Raw genomic sequence first — 14602 nt, 5'->3', positions numbered from 1 at the left:
CCCCGTACCCGCCCCCGCACGCCCGACCGCGCGCCGGAGAGGAGCAGCACCCGTGGCACCCAGGACCGCCCTCGCGCCCGACCCGCACGGCCCCGGCGGCCGGCTCCAGGCGCTGGACGACGCCGGCGCCCCGCTCGGCCCGCCGGAGGCCGTCCGCGACCTCGCCACCGCCGTCGCCGCCCGGGAGGCCGCCGACCATCCGCGCTGGATCTGGGCCGCCGCCGACTCCGGGTACGCCCCGCTGCTGCCCCACCTGCCCGACCGGCTCGCCCGCTGCCACGACCTGCGGCTGGTCGAGGCGCTGCTGCTGGCGCACGACGGCCGGTTCGGCGCGCCCCGATCGCTGGGCGCCGCCTGGGCCCGGCTGAGCGGCCTGCCCGTCCCGGCGGACCTGCCCGAACCGGGCCTGGCCGACGCCGACGACGGCCAGGACACCCTGTTCGCCCCCGACCGGCTGCAACTGCCGCCCGGCGCCGACCCGCTGGCGGCGGTGGTCGCCGTCCACGCCGAACAGCAGCGCCGGATCGCCGCCATCGCCGACCCGGGCGCCCGGCAGCGGTTCCGGCTGCTGGTCGCCGCCGAGTCGGCCGGAGCCCTGGTGGCCGCCGAGATGGCCCACGACGGGCTGCCCTGGCGGGCCGACGTCCACGACCACCTGCTGACCGAACTGCTCGGCCCCCGCCCGACCGTCCCCGGCACCCAGCCCAGGGTCCTCGCCGAGCTCGCCGTCGACCTCCAGCAGGCGCTCGGCGCCAAGCCGTTCAACCCCGACTCGCACACCCAGGTGCTGCGCGCCTTCGCCGAGGCCGGCGTCCAGCTCGGCTCCACCCGCTCCTGGGAGCTCAAGGGCATCGACCACCCGGCCGCACAGCTGCTGATCCGCTACAAGGAGCTGTCCCGGATCCACGTCGCGCACGGCTGGGCCTGGCAGGACGCCTGGGCCCGCGGCGGCCGGTTCCGGCCCGAGTACGTGGTCGGCGGCGTGGTCTCCGGCCGCTGGGCCAGCCGCGGCGGCGGCGCCCTGCAGATCCCGCGCATCCTGCGCCGCGCCGTGGTCGCCGACCCGGGCTGGCTGCTGGTCGTCGCCGACGCCGCCCAGCTGGAGCCCCGGGTGCTCGCCGCGCTCTCCCAGGACGCCGGGCTGGCCCGCACCGCCGCCGGCGGCGACCTGTACGAGGCGCTCGCCACCCACGCCTTCCAGGGCGACCGGGACAAGGCCAAGCTCGGCCTGCTCGGCGCCATGTACGGGCAGACCAGCGGCGACATCGGCCCGCTGCTCAACACCCTGCACCGCCGCTACCCGGCCGCGATGGGCTACGTCGAGGCCGCCGCCCGCACCGGCGAGGACGGCGGCGTGGTCGCCTCCCGGCTCGGCCGGGTCTGCCCTCCGGCCTCCGCCGACTTCCTCGACCTCACCGAGGGCGACACCGCGGGCGAGGCCGGCGGCCGCACCGCCCGCGCCCGCGGCCGCTTCACCCGCAACTTCGTCATCCAGGCCAGCGCCGCCGACTGGGCGCTGGCCTTGCTCGCCGCGCTGCGCCGCCGGCTGAACGACCTGCCGGCGGCCGGCCCGGCGGACCGCCCGCACCTGGTGTTCTTCCAGCACGACGAGGTGGTGGTGCACACCCCGGCGAACCTCGCCGACGAGGTGGCCGCCGCCGTCGCCGAGGCGGCCGACGAGGCCCGCCGGCTGGTGTTCGGCGACACCCCGGTGCGTTTCCCGCTCAGCACGGCGGTGGTGGACTGCTACGCGGACGCCAAGTGAGCGGACGTCCGGCGAACGGACGCCGGGTGGTCAGAGTTTCCTGAACCCCCGCGCGTCCTCGGCCGCCGCGACCACCTCGGCCAGCGCCGCCCCGGTCGAGGCGGTGACGGCGGCGGCCACCGCGCCCTCCACGAACGGCGCGTCCACCAGCTTCACGCCCGGACGCGGCTCGTCCTCCAGCACCGTGACGGCGGTGAGCACCGAGCTGCCGAGGTCCGGCAGCACGACCACGCCCGCCCCGGCGTCGGCCCGCGCGATCGCCCCCGCGATCAGGTCGTAGCTGGTGCCGAGCCCGCCGTCCTCGGTGCCGCCCGCGACGACCACCCGCACGCCGTCCGAGGCGAGTTCGCCGAGCAGCTCGCGCAGCCCCTCCGCGAGCCGGGCGCTGTGCGAGACCAGAACAATGCCCACGTTCTCACTCATGCGGCCGACCCTACGGCCGGAACCCACTGCTCCGGGAGGGTGATCGGAATCCCGCGTGTCGCACCCCGTGCCCACCACCCCCGTCTGGCGTAGCGTCGGGTCGACGGCATCGACCGCCGTGGCGTCCTCACCCCGGTCACCAAGGGAGCGAAGAGCGTTGAAGAAGCTGATCAACACCCCGGAGAGCGTCCTGGAGGACGCGCTGGCCGGAATCGCCGCCGCCCATCCGGAGCTGACGGTGGACGTCCCCAACCGGGTGATCACCCGGGCCGCCCGCCCGGCCGGTCCCAAGGTCGCGCTGATCTCCGGCGGCGGCTCCGGCCACGAGCCGCTGCACGGCGGCTTCGTCGGCCCCGGCATGCTCGACGCCGCCTGCCCCGGCGAGGTGTTCACCTCGCCCGTCCCGGACCAGATGCTGGCCGCCGCCAAGGCGGTGGAGAGCGGCGCCGGCGTGGTCTTCATCGTGAAGAACTACACCGGCGACGTGATGAACTTCGAGCTGGCCGCCGAACTCGCCGCCGAGGAGGGCCTGGAGGTCCGCACCGTCCTGGTCAACGACGACGTCGCGGTCGAGGACTCGACCTGGACGGCCGGGCGCCGGGGCACCGGCGCGACCGTGCTGGTGGAGAAGACGGCCGGCGCGCTGGCCGAGCGCGGCGCCCCGCTGGACGAGGTCGCGGCCCTCGGCGAGCGGGTCAACGCCGCCTCCCGCTCCTTCGCGATCGCGCTCACCGCGGCCACCGCCCCGGCCGCCGGCAAACCCGGTTTCGACCTGCCCGAGGACGAGATCGAGGTCGGCGTCGGCATCCACGGCGAGCCCGGCCGCCGGCGCGAGAAGCTCCGCCCGGCCCGCGAGCTGGCCGCCGAGGTGGTCGAGACCGTCCTGGCCGACCACCACCTGACCCCGGGCGACGAGGTGATCGCCCTGCTCAACGGCCTCGGCGCGACCCCGCTGCTGGAGCTGTACGTGGTCTACGGCGAGGTCGCCGCGAGGCTCGCCGAGCGCGGCATCGCCGTGGCCCGCAGCCTGGTCGGCAACTACGTCACCAGCCTGGACATGGCGGGCTTCTCGCTCACCCTCACCAAGGCCGACCCCGAGCTGCTGGAACTCTGGGACGCCCCGGTCGACACCCCCGCCCTCAAGCGCTGAGCCGCACCGAAGGAGACCCGATGGACTTCGACACCCCGCTGGCCGAGGCCTGGATCCGCGCGATCGCCGCGGCCGTCGAGAAGGAGCACTCCCGGCTCACCGAGCTGGACACCGCGATCGGCGACGGCGACCACGGCAGCAACCTCCGGCGCGGCTTCGCGGCCGCCCTGACCGCCCTGGACGGCCTCCAGCCGGCCGGCCCCGGCGCCGTCCTCACCAAGACCGGCACCACGCTGATCTCCAAGGTCGGCGGCGCCTCCGGCCCGCTCTACGGCAAGGCCTTCCGCGCCATCGGCACCGCCCTGCCCGAACCGGCCGGCCCGGCCGCCGTCGCCGAGGCCCTGTCGGCCGGCCTGGACGCCGTCCGCCTGCTCGGCAAGGCCGACCTCGGCGACAAGACCATCGTGGACGCCTGGACCCCGGCCGTCGCCGCCTTCCGCGCCGCGGCCGCCACCGGCGCGGGCCTCCCCGCGGCGGCCGCCGCGGCCGCCGACGCCGCCGAACGGGGCGCCCGCGACACCGTCCCCCTCCAGGCCCGCAAGGGCCGTGCGTCCTACCTCGGCGAACGCAGCATCGGCTACCAGGACCCGGGCGCCACCTCCACGGCCCTCGTCTTCCGCACCCTCGCCGACGTCACCGCCTGAGCCCCACCCACCCAAAGCAAACCACCCCCACCCCACAGAGTCGGCAGTCTGAAAAGCATCCAGCCCCCGGAGCGGCCACCCCCGGAGCCGCCCCATCCCCACCCTCCCGAGAGCCAAGCCCCCCACATGCCCGCCCCGCAGGGGCCCCTCACCCGTCCGTCCGCGCGATCAGCAGCAGCAACGCGTCGTCCCGCAGCTCACCGCCCGTGTGCGCCAGCAGGTCCGCGTACACCCGCCCCACCGCCGCCTCCAGTTCCCCCGCCGAGCGCGCGGCTCCCCGCACCAGCGGCCCGACCCGCTCCGCCAGCGGGTAGAACTCCCCGCTCGTCCGGTGCCGCGCCTCGATCACCCCGTCCGTGCAGAGCACCAGCACGTCCTCCGCCCCGAACGGCTGCCCCCAGGTGGTCGGCTCCCCCGCCGCCAGCCGGCCGAGCCCGAGCGGAACCCAGGGGTCGGGCGCGTGCAGCACGTGCGCCCGACCCTCGTGGTCCACCCGGATCGGCGGCACGTGCCCGTACTGCAGCAGCTCCATCGCCCCCGGCGTACGGAACTCCGCGAACAGCGCCGTGGTGAACTCCCCGTCCGGCACGTGCCGTTCGACGCTGGCCTCGATCCGCGACGCGACGCCCCGCAGCCCGGCCTCGTCGTACGCCGCCTCGCGGAACGCGCCCAGCACCACGGCCGCGGTCTGCACCGCCGCCAGTCCCTTGCCGCGGACGTCCCCGACCGCGACCCGGGTGCCGTGCGGCGTCTCCAGCACCGAGTACAGGTCCCCGCCGATCCGTGAGGCGTCCGCCGCCGACACGTACCGCACCGCGAGCCGCAGCGGTCCGACGGCCGGCCCCGGCAGCTGCAGCAGCGCCCGCTGGGCGGCCTCGGCGACGGAGCTGACGGCCGCGAAGGCCGCCGCACGCCGCATCCGGATCTTGGCGACCCAGGCCGAGAACAGCGTCAGGACGACGTAGCTGATCATCGCCCCGTACAGGAAGCGGGCATCGTTGATGTTGTCGACCTCGTCGTGGTGGCTGAGCCCGAACACCGTGATCAGCCCGAGCGAGCAGACCAGGAGCAGCTCGCGGGGTTTCAGGGTCAGCGCCGCGATGGTCGGCACCACGGTCATCAGCGGGGCCAGGTAGCGGTCCTTCCCGGAGAGGAAGTCCGCGAGCCCGACCAGCACGATGGCGATCAGCGCCGGGGTGGCGCGCCTCCAGAACGGCACGTCCTGGAGGTCGGCGGCGAGCAGGGCGCCGCGCTGCCGGTCCGGCGGCAGTCCGGCTGCCGTGGGAGCCGAGGGAGACTGGGCGCGGCGGGGCGGAAACACATATCGAACATAAGGGACGATCACGGGCGAGGCCCGACCGGCCCCGGTCCCCGCTCCGCGGAGCGCCCCACCCCACCGCCCCCATAAATACCCTGGAGGGGTATGGTGTCGTCATAAGAGTCGTTGCCAGCGCCGCGTCCCGGTCGAACACCCGGGCCGCCCGGACCTCCCGGAGGCCTCCGATGTCCAGCACCATCACCTACACCGTGTCCGGCATGAGCTGCGGCCACTGCGAGAAGGCGATCAACGAGGAGGTCTCCGCCCTGGCCGGGGTCACCGAGGTCTCCGCCGACTCCGCGGCCGGCACCGTGACGATCTCCTCCGCCGCCCCGTTGGACGACGAGCAGGTGCGCGCCGCGATCGACGAGGCCGGCTACGAGCTGGTCGGCCGCAGCGCCTGAACCGCCCGGCACGGCGGGGGCGCCGCAGCGTCCCCGCCGCCCACCCGACCGAGGAGCTGATCCGCATGAGCACGTCCACCCCGGACCTCGGGGCCCGGGACCGGGTCGAGCTGGCGATCGGCGGGATGACCTGCGCCTCCTGCGCCGCCCGGATCGAGAAGAAGCTCAACCGGATGGACGGCGTCGAGGCCACCGTCAACTTCGCCACCGAGAAGGCCCGGGTCGACTTCGGCCCCGGCACCACGGTCGAGGACCTGATCGCCACCGTCGAGCGCACCGGCTACACCGCCGAGCTCCCCCCGCCTCCGGCGCCCGCCGCCCCCGCGCCCGAGCCGTCCGCCCGGCCCGAAGAGCCCGACCCCCAGCGCGACCGGCTGCTGATCAGCGCCGTCCTCAGCGTCCCGGTGGTCCTGCTGTCCATGGTCCCGGCCCTCCAGTTCACCGACTGGCAGTGGCTGGCCTTCGCGCTCACCGGCCCGGTGGTGGTCTACGGCGGCCTGCCCTTCCACCGCGCCGCCTGGACCAACCTGCGGCACGGCGCCGCCACCATGGACACCCTGGTCTCACTCGGCACCCTGGCCGCCTTCGGCTGGTCCTGCTGGGCGCTGTTCCTGGGCCACGCCGGCATGCCCGGGATGCACCACGACTTCTCGCTGTCCGTCGGCGACACCGACGCCTCCGCCACGCTCTACCTGGAGACCGCCGCCGCCGTCACCGTGCTGATCCTGCTCGGCCGCCACCTGGAGGCCCGCTCCAAGCGCCGGGCCGGCGCCGCGCTGCACGCCCTGCTCGACCTCGGCGCCAAGGACGTCGCGGTCCTGGAGGGCGGACGCGAGGTGCGGCTGCCGGTGGACCGGCTGACGGTCGGCACCCGCTTCGTGGTCCGCCCCGGCGAGAAGATCGCCACCGACGGCGTGGTGGTCGAGGGCAGTTCCGCCGTGGACGCCTCGATGCTCACCGGCGAGTCCGTCCCGGTCGAGGTCACCGTCGGCGACGCCGTCACCGGCGCCACCGTCAACGCCGGCGGGCGCCTGGTGGTCGAGGCCACCCGGGTCGGCGCGGACACCCGGCTGGCCCGGATGGCCGCGCTGGTCGAGGAGGCCCAGAACGGCAAGGCCGCCGCCCAGCGGCTGGCCGACCGGATCTCCGCCGTCTTCGTCCCGGTCGTCATCCTGATCGCCCTGGCCACCCTGGTGGTCTGGCTGCTGGCCACCGACAGCGCCACCGAGGCCTTCACCGCGGCCGTCGCGGTGCTGATCATCGCCTGCCCGTGCGCGCTGGGCCTGGCCACCCCGACCGCGCTCATGGTCGGCACCGGCCGCGGCGCCCAGCTCGGCATCCTGATCAAGGGCCCCGAGGTGCTGGAGACCACCCGCGAGGTCGACACCGTCGTCCTGGACAAGACCGGCACCGTCACCACCGGCCGGATGGCCCTGGTCGCCGTGCACACCGCCGAGGGCGTGGACCGGGCCGAGGCCCTGCGGCTGGCCGGCGCCGTCGAGCACGCCTCCGAGCACCCGATCGCCCGGGCCATCGCCGAGGCCGCCGCCGAGGCCGGCGAACTGCCCGCCGTCACGGACTTCCGCAACGTGCCCGGACGGGGCGTGGAGGGGGTCGTGGCGGGCCGCACGGTGGTCGCCGGACGCGAGGCCCTGCTGGCCGACCGCGCGCAGCACCTGCCGCCCTCCCTGGCCCGCGCCCGGGCCGCCGCCGAGGCGGCCGGCCGCACCGCGATCGCGGTCGGCTGGGACGGCGAGGCACGGGCCGTGCTGGAGGTCGCCGACGCGGTCAAGCCGACCAGCGCCGAGGCCGTCGGCAGGCTGCGCGCGCTGGGCCTGACCCCGGTGCTGCTGACCGGTGACAACCGGGCGGTGGCCGAGGCCGTGGCGGCCGAGGTCGGCATCGCCCAGGAGGACGTGATCGCCGAGGTGCTCCCCGAGGAGAAGGTCGACACCGTCAAGCGGCTGCAGGCCGAGGGCAGGGTCGTGGCGATGGTCGGCGACGGCGTCAACGACGCGGCCGCGCTCGCCCAGGCCGACCTGGGCCTGGCCATGGGCACCGGCACCGACGCCGCCATCGAGGCCGGCGACCTCACCCTGGTCCGCGGCGACCTCCGCTCGGCGGCCGACGCCATCCGGCTCTCCCGCAGGACCCTGGGCACCATCAAGGGCAACCTGTGCTGGGCCTTCGGCTACAACGTGGCGGCGATCCCGCTGGCCGCCGCCGGCCTGCTCAACCCGATGATCGCGGGGGCCGCGATGGCCTTCTCCTCGGTCTTCGTGGTCACCAACAGCCTGCGGCTGCGCCGCTTCCGGCCCGCCTGAGCCCGCACGCGCGAAGGCCCCGTACGCACGAAGGCCCCGACCGTCACCCTTGGGTTCTAACGGTCCTCGCAACTCCCACAGATCGCGGGTGTTGCGAGGACCGTTAGAACCCAAGGTCCGGTCGGGGCCTTCGGCGTGCTTCGGCGTGCTTCGGCGTGCTTCGGCGCCCCGCGCCGCGGTGCGCCGGCGGCTCAACGCCCCAGCAGCTCGCCGCCGTTGCAGTGCAGGATCTCGCCGGTGATGAACCCGGCCTCGGGCGAGGCCAGGAAGTGCACCGCCGCCGCGACCTCGCCGGTCTCGCCGATCCGCCCGAGCAGGGTGCGGGCGGCCCGGCGGGCGACCTCGGCCTCGTCCAGCCGCGGCCCGAAGAACTCGGTGCCCGCGACGGTGCCCGGCGCGACGATGTTGGCGGTGATGCCCGAGGTACCCAACTGGGCGGCCAGGAAGTGGTTCCAGGCATGCAGCGAGGCCTTCGCCGCGCCGTACGAGCCGGCCCCGCGCAGGGCGGCGATGGAGCTGATGGTGACGACCCGGCCGGAGCCCGGGGTGAGCCGGTCGCGGACCGACTCGGTGAGCAGCACCACGGTCAGCACGTTGCGCTCGAAGTCGCCGCGCCAGCGCGCCAGCAGGGCGTGCGGCCCGCCGCCGACCACGGTCTCCCGGCTGCCGGCGTTGTTGATCAGGACGTCGATCCGCTCGGGCAGTTCGGCGAGCGCGGCCTCGACGGCGTCCGGGTCGGCGAGGTCGCACACCAGCGGGGTGACGTTCGGCCCGAGGTCGGCCGCGGCCTTCTCCAGGACCTCCCGGCGGCGGCCCACGATCACCACGCGGTCGCCGGCCTCGACGAACCGCCGAGTGACTTCGTACCCGATTCCCGTGCCACCACCGGTGACGACGACGTTCCTGGCCATCTGCCCACTCCCTCCCCAGTTCCGCCATCGCGCTGCGAATGTGCGCGCCGGTCCGTACCGGAATGCCACGATTCCTATCACGCTCGGTTGCCGTGACTGCGGGGAGGGTGACGTACCGCGCGAGCGAAGGTGTGATATGGGCGCGGTACGACGCGCACACGGAGCGTGGCGAGAGGCAGCTCACACCCCCCGGGCGTAACTTCTCGCACCCTGATACGTCTTAGGTTGGTAGTGCGGCAGTTTTCCGATGGGCGGGGACACGCTGAACGGCAACGTGTCCCCGCGCTTCCGGCGGGCTGCCGCCGACGGGGCTCCGGCGGGCCCCGGGAACGGTCGTCGAACTCGACGGCCTTCGCGCACGACGCCGGGGTTCTGGCGGGTCTGGGACGCTTTGAGCGGCCGTCCCCGGCTGCGGCCGGCCCCGGAGTCGTGCGCCGTTCGGTTCCGTCCCCGCGCGGGCCCTCGGGCGCGCCACCGGGACGCGAAGGGGCCCGGCCGCTCGGACAGCGGCCGGGCCCCTCTCAGCTTCCGTGCGGGCCGGTGGTCGGCTCCGCTCCGGTCAGCGGGCGTCCAGCGGGACGTAGTCGCGGATCGCGGTGCCGGTGTAGATCTGGCGCGGACGGCCGATCCGGCTGGTCGGGTCGTTGATCATCTCGTGCCAGTGGGCGATCCAGCCCGGCAGCCGGCCGAGCGCGAACAGCACGGTGAACATGCTGGTCGGGAAGCCCATGGCGCGGTAGATCAGGCCGGTGTAGAAGTCCACGTTCGGGTACAGCTTGCGCGAGATGAAGAAGTCGTCCTTGAGGGCGTGCTCCTCCAGCTTGAGCGCGATGTCCAGCAGCTCGTCGTTCTTGCCGAGCTGGCCGAGGACCTCGTGCGCGAGCAGCTTCACCTGGGCGGCGCGCGGGTCGAAGGCCTTGTAGACCCGGTGCCCGAAGCCCATCAGCTTGACGCCGGCTTCCTTGTTCTTCACCTTCGTGATGAAGGCGTCGACGTCGCCGCCGTCCTTCTGGATGCTCTCCAGCATCTCCAGCACGGCCTGGTTGGCGCCGCCGTGCAGCGGGCCCCACAGGGCCGAGATGCCGGCCGAGATCGAGGCGAACAGGTTGGCGTGGCTGGAGCCGACCAGGCGCACGGTGGAGGTCGAGCAGTTCTGCTCGTGGTCCGCGTGCAGGATGAGCAGCTTGTCCAGCGCGTTGACGACGACCGGGTTGAGCTCGTAGTCCTCGGCGGGGACGGCGAAGGTCATCCGCAGGAAGTTCTCGACGTAGCTCAGGTCGTTGCGCGGGTAGACGAAGGGCTGGCCCATCGCCTTCTTGTACGCGTACGCGGCGATCGTCGGCAGCTTGGCGAGCAGGCGGACCGTCGACAGGTGGCGCTGGGCCGCGTCGAACGGGTTGTGGCTCTCCGGGTAGAACGTGGACAGCGCGCCGACGACCGAGGACAGCATGGCCATCGGGTGGGCGTCCCGCGGGAAGCCCTGGAAGAAGCGCTTGACGTCCTCGTGCAGCAGGGTGTGCTGGGTGATCTCGCGGTTGAACTCCGCCAGCTGGTCCGCGTTGGGCAGCTCGCCGTTGATCAGGAGGTACGCGGTCTCGATGAAGCCGCCATCGGAGGCGAGCTGCTCGATCGGGTAGCCGCGGTACCGCAGGATGCCGTTGTCACCGTCCACGAAGGTGATCGCGGACTTGTACGCGGCGGTGTTACCGAAGCCGTTGTCCAGGGTGACCAGGCCGGTCTGCGGGAGCAGCTTCGAGATGTCGAAGCCGGAGTTGCCCGCAGTGCTCTCGACGACGGGGTATTCGTACTCGCCGTCCTGGTACCGCAGTACTACCGAGTTGTCGCTCACGTCTTCCTCACCGACGAAATGAATCCTCTTCCAAGGTGCCCTGACTGTCTCCACCATCCCCCATCCGGAGGACAGTCGCGCACCCGGGGTGGCCCGAAAGGGCCCGCCCCTACAAAACCTGCCGCCGCAGCCGGTACGAACCGGACAAGATCGGCACCACCCTAGGCTCTGCCGTAAATCTCTTCACGTCAAGAGAACATTAGAGGCAACCATCCCGTTGGATAATCATCCAGTTGCCAGCCGATGATCGAGCGCGGTGTGCCTCCGACCTGCACTGACGGCCCGGACGGCCTGTCCGATCGCCTTGCGTGACCCCACCAGCACCACCAGTTTCCGAGCCCTGGTCACAGCCGTGTAGAGCAGGTTCCGCTGGAGCATCGTCCAAGCGGACATGGTGACCGGAATCACCACCACCGGGTACTCGCTGCCCTGCGAGCGGTGGATCGTCACCGCGTACGCGTGGGCCAGCTCGTCCAGTTCGTCGAAGTCGTACGCCACCTCCTCGTCCTCGTCGGTGAGCACCGTCAGCCGCTGGTCGTCCGCGCTGAGGGCGGTCACCACTCCCACTGTGCCGTTGAAGACGCCGTTGCGCCCCTTGTCGTAGTTGTTGCGGATCTGGGTGACCTTGTCCCCCACCCGGAACGTGCGGCCGCCGAAGCGGCGTTCGGCCAGCCCCTCCCGGGCCGGCGTCACCGCCGCCTGGAGCAGGGTGTTCAGGTTCCCCGCGCCGGCCGGGCCGCGGTGCATCGGCGCCAGCACCTGCACGTCCCGGCGCGGATCGAAGCCGAACTTCTGCGGGATCCGGCGCGCCACCACGTCCACCGTCAGCCCGGCCGCCCGCTCCGCGTCGTCCTCGGCGAACAGGAAGAAGTCCGCCAGGCCGTCCGTCAGCGGCGGCCTGCCCTCGTTGATCCGGTGCGCGTTGGTCACCACGCCGGACTGCTGGGCCTGCCGGAAGATCCTGGTCAGCCGCACCGACGGGACCGGCCCGCCCTCGGCCAGCAGATCCCGCAGCACCTCCCCGGCCCCCACCGAGGGCAACTGGTCCACGTCCCCCACGAACAGCAGGTGGGCACCCGGCGGCACCGCCTTGACCAGCTTGTTCGCCAGGATCAGGTCCAGCATCGAGGCCTCGTCGACCACCACCAGGTCCGCGTCCAGCGGCCGGTCCCGGTCGTACGCGGCGTCCCCGCCCGGCTTCAGCTCCAGCAGCCGGTGCACCGTCGAGGCCTCCACCCCGGTCAGCTCCGCCAGCCGCTTCGCCGCCCGGCCGGTCGGCGCCGCCAGCACCACCTTGGCCCGCTTCGCCAGCGCCAGCGTCACGATCGACTTCACCGTGAACGACTTGCCGCAGCCCGGACCGCCCGTCAGCACCGCGACCTTCTCGGTCAACGCCAGCCGCACCGACTGCTCCTGCTCCGGCGCCAGCTCGGCCCCGGTCCTCTGCGCCAGCCAGTCCAGTGCCACCGGCCAGTCCACGTTCCCGAACCACGGCATCCGGTCCACGTCCGACCGCAGCAGCCGCACCAACTGGTTGGCGAGCGAGATCTCCGCCCGGTGGAACGGCACCAGGTACACCGCCGTGACCGGCTCGCCGCCCTCCCCCGGGACGGCCTCGCGCACCACCCCCTCGGTCGCCACCAGCTCCGCCAGGCAGTCGATCACCAGCCCGACGTCGACCTGGAGCAGCTTCACCCCGTCCGCGATCAGCCGCTCCTCCGGCAGGAAGCAGTGCCCCTGGTCGGTGCTCTGCGACAGCGCGTACTGCAGGCCCGCCTTCACCCGCTCCGGACTGTCGTGCGGGATGCCCACCGCCTGGGCGATCCGGTCCGCCGTCAGGAAGCCGATGCCCCAGACGTCCGAGGCCAGCCGGTAGGGCTCGTTCCGCACGACCCCGATCGAGCCGTCGCCGTACTGCTTGTAGATTCGCACAGCCAGCGAGGTGGACACCCCGACCCCCTGCAGGAAGACCATCACCTCCTTGATGGCCTTCTGCTCCTCCCAGGCCGCCGCGATCTTCTTCGTCCGCTTCGGCCCCAGCCCCGGCACCTCGATCAGCCGGCCCGGCTCGTTCTCGATCACCTCCAGGGTCTCCACCCCGAAGCGCTCCACGATCCGCTCGGCGAACCGCGGCCCGATCCCCTTGATCAGCCCCGAGCCCAGGTACCGCTGGATCCCCTGGACGGTCGCGGGCAGCACCGTGGTGTAGTTCTCCACCGTGAACTGCCGCCCGTACTGCGGGTGCGAACCCCACCGCCCGTGCAGCCGCAGCGACTCGCCGACCTGCGCCCCCAGCAGCGCGCCCACCACCGTCAGCAGGTCGTTCCCGCCCCGCCCGGTGTCCACCCGGGCCACCGTGTAGCCGGTCTCCTCATTGGCGTAGGTGATCCGCTCCAGCACGCCCTCGACCTGCGCGAGCTGCTGCGGCACCTGCTGCCCGGACTGCGCCGTCCGCTTGCTCACCGGACCCCCTTCGACCGGTACGGGTGGATCAATGCCGCTACGCACCGTACCGCCCGGTGCCGACAAAGCCTGAACGGTCGCCTGCCGTGCACCGCCCCGGCCGAGGTGCCAGGCTGGGAGGAACCGAGGGGGACCGACGCCGACCACGCCCGCCCGGGCCCCGTCCGAGGAGCAGTGCCGCCATGCTCAACACCGACTTCCGCCCCGGTTCCCCGGACTGGCTCGACCTGAGCAGCCCCGACACCCGCGCGTCCGTCGACTTCTACACCGCCCTGTTCGGCTGGACCTTCGACTCGGCCGGGCCCGAAGCCGGCGGCTACGGCTTCTTCCAGCTCGACGGCCGGACCGTCGCCGCCCTCGGCCCGCTCGCCGAGGAGGACACCCCGCCCGGCTGGACGATCTACTTCACCACCGAGGACGCCGACCGCACCACCGCCCTGGTCGAACAGGCCGGCGGCCGCGTCCGGTTCTCGCCCTTCGACGTCTTCACCGCGGGCCGGATGGCCGGCTACACCGATCCGACCGGCGCCGACTTCGCCGTCTGGCAGCCGCACGACAACCGCGGCCTGGACCTCGTCACCGAGGAGGGCAGCCTCTGCTGGGCGGAGTGCTACAGCGTCGACGCCGAACGCGCCAAGTCCTTCTACCGCGCCGTCTTCGAGTGGCAGGAGCAGGACGTCCCGTTCGGCGAGGTGATGTACACCGTCCTCACCCCGGCCGGCGGCGGCACCGACGACGCCCACGGCGGCATCATGCAGCTCGGCCCCGAGCAGACCGCGCGCGGCACCACCTCGCACTGGCTCCCCTACTTCGAGGTCCCCAACACCGACGCCAGTCTCGCCATCGCCGCCACCCTCGGCGCGACCGTACGGATCCCGGCCATGGACGTGCACGGCGTCGGCCGTCTGGCCCAGCTGGTCGACCCGCACGGCGCCGTCTTCGCCGTCATCACCAGCTCCAAGCCCGGGGAGTGACGACGGGTGGGGTCCCACGGCCCTTCAGAAAGGCTGTGAAGGGGTGCTACGGGCGTAGACACAATGCTGGGCGGCCGAGAGCCACTCCCGGCGCCCCAGCAGGGCGCAAGCGGCTGTTCTGACGATCCGACGGACGGTGCCGCCGGCGCACCGGACCCTCGCGGCCATGCCCGCCCAGCGGCCTCGCAGGCTCAGGCTCCGACATCGCTCCGGAAACGTTCCGAGAATGCCCCAAAACGCGAAGAACCCCCATCCGGAAACCGGATGGGGGTTCTTCTGAATAATTGTTCGGCGGCGTCCTACTCTCCCACAGGGTCCCCCCTGCAGTACCATCGGCGCTGTGAGGCTTAGCTTCCGGGTTCGGAATGTAACCGGGC

11 protein-coding genes and 1 rRNA gene are annotated in these 14602 nt (G+C 73.3%); 6 read left to right on the top strand and 6 right to left on the bottom strand.

Going from position 1 to position 14602, the window contains the following annotated elements; translation table 11 throughout:
- Window positions 1-52 precede the first annotated feature (52 nt).
- The gene (locus ABZ449_RS29540) at window positions 53-1765 is read left to right on the top strand and encodes a bifunctional 3'-5' exonuclease/DNA polymerase (RefSeq protein ID WP_360352226.1); all 1713 of its coding nucleotides are present in this window, start codon (window positions 53-55) and stop codon (window positions 1763-1765) included.
- Window positions 1766-1795: 30 nt separating this feature from the next.
- Here ABZ449_RS29540 and dhaM read toward each other — a convergent pair whose 3' ends face one another.
- Window positions 1796-2188 carry a dihydroxyacetone kinase phosphoryl donor subunit DhaM gene (gene dhaM, locus ABZ449_RS29535; RefSeq protein WP_360352223.1) on the bottom strand — a complete coding sequence of 131 codons (393 nt, stop codon included), beginning with the start codon at window positions 2186-2188 and terminating at the stop codon, window positions 1796-1798.
- Between the two features lie 157 nt (window positions 2189-2345).
- Between dhaM and dhaK the strand changes: the two genes are divergently transcribed.
- Entirely contained in the window at window positions 2346-3338 is a 993-nt protein-coding gene (dhaK, locus tag ABZ449_RS29530) for a dihydroxyacetone kinase subunit DhaK (RefSeq protein WP_360352220.1), read from the top strand.
- A 20-nt stretch (window positions 3339-3358) separates the two neighbouring features.
- Window positions 3359-3982, top strand: coding sequence for a dihydroxyacetone kinase subunit DhaL (gene dhaL / locus ABZ449_RS29525; RefSeq protein ID WP_360352218.1), 624 nt, complete (start codon window positions 3359-3361; stop codon window positions 3980-3982).
- Between the two features lie 148 nt (window positions 3983-4130).
- Here the strand turns inward: dhaL and ABZ449_RS29520 are convergent, their stop codons facing one another.
- Complete coding sequence (locus ABZ449_RS29520) at window positions 4131-5303, bottom strand: PP2C family protein-serine/threonine phosphatase (RefSeq protein WP_360352215.1); 1173 nt, start codon at window positions 5301-5303, stop codon at window positions 4131-4133.
- A 182-nt stretch (window positions 5304-5485) separates the two neighbouring features.
- On the opposite strand from ABZ449_RS29520, the gene ABZ449_RS29515 reads away from it, so the two are divergent.
- Window positions 5486-5704 carry a cation transporter gene (locus ABZ449_RS29515; protein WP_360352212.1) on the top strand — a complete coding sequence of 73 codons (219 nt, stop codon included), beginning with the start codon at window positions 5486-5488 and terminating at the stop codon, window positions 5702-5704.
- Between the two features lie 65 nt (window positions 5705-5769).
- Window positions 5770-8028: a heavy metal translocating P-type ATPase gene (locus tag ABZ449_RS29510; RefSeq protein WP_360352209.1), complete on the top strand. Its 2259-nt coding sequence runs from the start codon at window positions 5770-5772 to the stop codon at window positions 8026-8028.
- Between the two features lie 191 nt (window positions 8029-8219).
- Here the strand turns inward: ABZ449_RS29510 and ABZ449_RS29505 are convergent, their stop codons facing one another.
- The 3 genes from ABZ449_RS29505 to ABZ449_RS29495 form a co-directional block, all read right to left on the bottom strand.
- Window positions 8220-8939, bottom strand: a complete 720-nt coding sequence (locus ABZ449_RS29505) for an SDR family oxidoreductase (RefSeq protein ID WP_360352206.1) — start codon at window positions 8937-8939, stop codon at window positions 8220-8222.
- Window positions 8940-9498: 559 nt separating this feature from the next.
- Window positions 9499-10788 (bottom strand): citrate synthase, encoded by a 1290-nt coding sequence (locus ABZ449_RS29500; RefSeq protein WP_355264308.1) that lies wholly within the window; start codon window positions 10786-10788, stop codon window positions 9499-9501.
- Window positions 10789-11013: 225 nt separating this feature from the next.
- Complete coding sequence (locus tag ABZ449_RS29495) at window positions 11014-13251, bottom strand: ATP-dependent RecD-like DNA helicase (RefSeq protein ID WP_360352203.1); 2238 nt, start codon at window positions 13249-13251, stop codon at window positions 11014-11016.
- A 182-nt stretch (window positions 13252-13433) separates the two neighbouring features.
- On the opposite strand from ABZ449_RS29495, the gene ABZ449_RS29490 reads away from it, so the two are divergent.
- Window positions 13434-14225: a VOC family protein gene (locus ABZ449_RS29490; protein ID WP_360352200.1), complete on the top strand. Its 792-nt coding sequence runs from the start codon at window positions 13434-13436 to the stop codon at window positions 14223-14225.
- A 286-nt stretch (window positions 14226-14511) separates the two neighbouring features.
- On the opposite strand, the gene rrf is transcribed toward ABZ449_RS29490, so the two are convergent.
- Window positions 14512-14602, bottom strand: a 5S ribosomal RNA gene (rrf, locus tag ABZ449_RS29485); the annotation flags it as partial.

It is taken from the genome of Kitasatospora sp. NPDC005856 (assembly GCF_040629945.1).
Taxonomy (GTDB): domain Bacteria; phylum Actinomycetota; class Actinomycetes; order Streptomycetales; family Streptomycetaceae; genus Kitasatospora.
Note: the sequence above shows the minus strand (reverse complement) of the source record. Positions and strands in the feature narration are given on the sequence as shown.